The sequence below is a fragment of the Mesorhizobium sp. M1006 genome (genome assembly GCF_040318825.1).
Taxonomy (GTDB): Bacteria; Pseudomonadota; Alphaproteobacteria; order Rhizobiales; family Rhizobiaceae; genus Mesorhizobium.
Genome location: NZ_JAMYMZ010000113.1, coordinates 1 through 2,878, shown reverse-complemented (window position 1 = coordinate 2,878; position 2,878 = coordinate 1). Strand labels below are relative to the sequence as shown.

Annotated in this window: 3 protein-coding genes and 3 pseudogenes; 3 read left to right on the top strand and 3 right to left on the bottom strand. The window is 60.5% G+C overall.

Features of this window, described 5'->3' with window-relative positions; genetic code table 11:
* Both NKH60_RS34660 and NKH60_RS35295 read left to right on the top strand, forming a co-directional pair.
* Positions 1–477 (top strand): annotated as a pseudogene (locus tag NKH60_RS34660) (hypothetical protein); the annotation flags it as partial.
* Entirely contained in the window at positions 426–641 is a 216-nt protein-coding gene (locus NKH60_RS35295; RefSeq protein WP_502907813.1) for a hypothetical protein, read from the top strand. The pseudogene NKH60_RS34660 and the gene NKH60_RS35295, both read left to right, overlap by 52 nt.
* Before the next feature lie 254 nt (positions 642–895).
* Here the strand turns inward: NKH60_RS35295 and NKH60_RS35290 are convergent, their stop codons facing one another.
* The 3 genes and pseudogenes from NKH60_RS35290 to NKH60_RS34645 form a co-directional block, all read right to left on the bottom strand.
* Entirely contained in the window at positions 896–1,051 is a 156-nt protein-coding gene (locus NKH60_RS35290; RefSeq protein WP_502907812.1) for an integrase core domain-containing protein, read from the bottom strand.
* A gap of 14 nt (positions 1,052–1,065) precedes the next feature.
* Positions 1,066–1,304 (bottom strand): annotated as a pseudogene (locus NKH60_RS34650) (transposase zinc-binding domain-containing protein); the annotation flags it as partial.
* Positions 1,305–1,357: 53 nt separating this feature from the next.
* Positions 1,358–2,179: pseudogene (locus tag NKH60_RS34645) on the bottom strand (site-specific integrase).
* 483 nt (positions 2,180–2,662) lie between these two features.
* On the opposite strand from NKH60_RS34645, the gene NKH60_RS34640 reads away from it, so the two are divergent.
* Positions 2,663–2,827 carry a hypothetical protein gene (locus NKH60_RS34640; protein WP_352875082.1) on the top strand — a complete coding sequence of 55 codons (165 nt, stop codon included), beginning with the start codon at positions 2,663–2,665 and terminating at the stop codon, positions 2,825–2,827.
* Positions 2,828–2,878 lie beyond the last annotated feature (51 nt).

The following is a 2,878-nucleotide window of genomic DNA, read 5'->3' as shown; positions in this document are numbered from 1 at the left end:
ATATCTGCAATCTCTCTCTCCAACAGAATGCAGAAACTACTTCACTGCCGCAGGATATGGACTCACATGAACGTCCGCCGCTCTATCATCCGCCAGCGCCGCCGGTCGAGCGTATTGGCCCATCCCGAGGTGGCGGACGTCGACAAGGAGCTGTTGCGTGCGATGCTCGCAACGGCGGACCCGGTGATGCTGTTCACCTGCATCCGTGCGGCACAAGAAGATTTGGGAAGACGCGTCGATCGTCGTGGAGTGCAAGCAACGCGACATGAACCGGTCGTCATCGATCTGCAGCGCTTCACCGCAAATCTGAAGACGGCTTGGCAGGGCGGTGAGGTGCGACCCACCCATAAAAGGCCTTATCGGCGGACAAAGCCTTATCCGAAGAGACCGAGCATGCTTGAGCCCTATGAGGCTCAGATTCGGGCATGGTTGGAGGCGAGCCGACGCTCTCGGCAGCCCTCGTGCTGCAGCGGTTGATGAACGTCGATCAAACACGGTTCACGAACAAAAGCCTGCGGACGGTGCAAATAGCGGTGAAAGCCTGGCGTAAAGAGACAGTCGTTGAAATCATCAATGGCGACTGGATGGCAGTCTCCCGGCTTCTTCAACCCGCCACATCGTTAGGTAACATTCTTCGGTGAGGCAACAGGGGGGTCAGTTTCTCAATTCGGCCGACAGAGGGCGTTGTCACGGAGTTTGAAATGTTCCGCGTGGGAAGCCATGAGTACAGGACTTACCTGAAAGTGCGGTGCCGGCCTCACGCTACATTAAACAACGTGACAACAAGGTAGCGGCCATGACATTGCCTCCAAGTTTTTTCCAATCCTGAGTTCGCTCCGGCGATCAATGTTGCCCTGTTGGGCGGTTTGAGCGACGGGCACAGGCGCGGAGCTGATCATGGTGCGCAGCGCTGCGTCCCGTCGCGGGGTGAAGGTGTGGGCGAACTCGAAGGAGTCTGCCATCCAAGCCGCGAATGGGGGCGATTGATGTTGTAATCTGACCGCCCACTGGTCAAGACCGCGCGAGCCTCCGCCAATGAGGTGAACAGCATCTCGTTCCTTAGTTCGCGCGGGCCAGAGATTGGCAGCGGGGACTATGCCTGTCGCGGCAGCTGTTGAAGGCGATGCGCCGGTGGCCGCATTGATCACATGCTTCGACGTGCCCGCCGAGCGGGGCGGTCCGGCACAGTTCACTCGCCGTCATGACACGGCGCTGGGCGGCCGACAACGATGCATCATGCTGTGCGCGATAGGCGTCGCGTAGCAGCGGAAGATATCCGCCACTTCCGGCCCCGAGCGGGCCATTGCCGCGCCGCTCAGAAGTACTGAGGCTTGCGGGCGGCGGCACGCGGCAACAGTTAGAAGGGGCTCGATGTGGCGCAGACCTTGTGGTGGCAATCCGCAGGTAATGGGCGGTGGTCGCGAGGCTGCGGTGACCGAGCAGCAGTTGAATGGTCCGCACGTCCGCGCCGGCCTCCAGCAGATACGGCGAAGGCGTGGCTCAAACTGTGTGGCGTGACCGGTTTGGACAATCCGGAGAGGTCTCGCGCTTTCGCGCAGGCTTGTCCCACCGCACTCCTGGCGATCGGCTGGCCGGCGCGATCGCCGGGAAGAGCCACACCCTTGGCCGCCGCATCTTCCAATAGTCGCGCAGGATCTCCAGGAGCTTGGGCGACAGCATCACATAGGGGTCCTCTGGCCTTTGCCCTGCTCGACGAACGACCATTCTCTGGCTGTCGATGTCAGTCGTCTTCAGCTGCACTGCTTCCGAAATGCGAAATGCGTAGCCCGGCGGCATAGCAAGTGGTCAGTATGGGTGGTGATTGGCGTTGAGGAGGCACCCGAGGAACTGCTGAACTTCCTCGGGACTGAGAACGAACGGCAGCTTCTGCGGCTTCTTGGGAAGCGGCAGGACTCTTCAGGCGCGCGCGGTTCCTTCCGAGCGTCACGTTGTAGAGAAAGCGCAGCGCTGAAATGGCGGTGTGGATCGAGCCGGGCGACAGCTTCTTCTCGTGGTCAGATAGACCTGATAGGTCCGAATATCGTCTCGCCCGAGCAAGTCCGGCGATTTGCCGAAGTGGCGGGCGAACAGCGACACCTGTTGCAGATACGACAGCTGGTGTAGAGTGCGAGGTTGCGCACCTGCATGTCCTCGCTCATGCGCCGGCGAAGTTGGGCATGACAAACTCCTCCTTTGTCCGATGGAATGGGCTGCTAGCCCGAAAAGTTCAGTGCGCCCCGATGGCGCGTATCACCAGTGGAGGAAGGTTCCACCCAGATAGTAGTCGATTGGGCTGGTAGCTGACGAACGGCTCGGTCGGGTAACTGGCCGGGTCGAAGCCTCGTGACAAAGGCCGCCTTGGTTCGGTTGAGCAATCCGATGGGCCGTAACGTGAGTGCAGGCCGCGCGAACGGGGAAGCAATCGACATGTGCACCCGTTCGATCCGCCGGGGTAATGGGCACGGCACGCCGGAAGGGTGATGCGGGTAACGGGGGAGACCAGCTCGGCAGGAGGGTAGCGGCATCAGGGCAGCCGTCAGGGCGGCGGTGCGGGTGGGAGTCGGACAGGGTCATAATACCGCTGAAGCCGGGTAATGCCGGTGGAGGGAGGGGCTCTGACTTCTGGTGTGGTTTCGAAGTTGGTGAGGAGGGGTGAGTGGCGATGAGCCTCGAAACACCCGAAAAGATCAGGAACCTGCAGAGGAAGCTGTATCGTAAGGGGAAGGCGGAGCCCGCTTTCCGCTTCTACGTGCTCTACGACAAGATCTGCCGTGAGGACATGCTGCGGGCGCGGGGACTGTCAGGAATTCTGTGCGCGAGGCCATGATGATGGAAAGGAGAGAATCATCACATGGCTATTGAGAAGGAACTTCTGGAC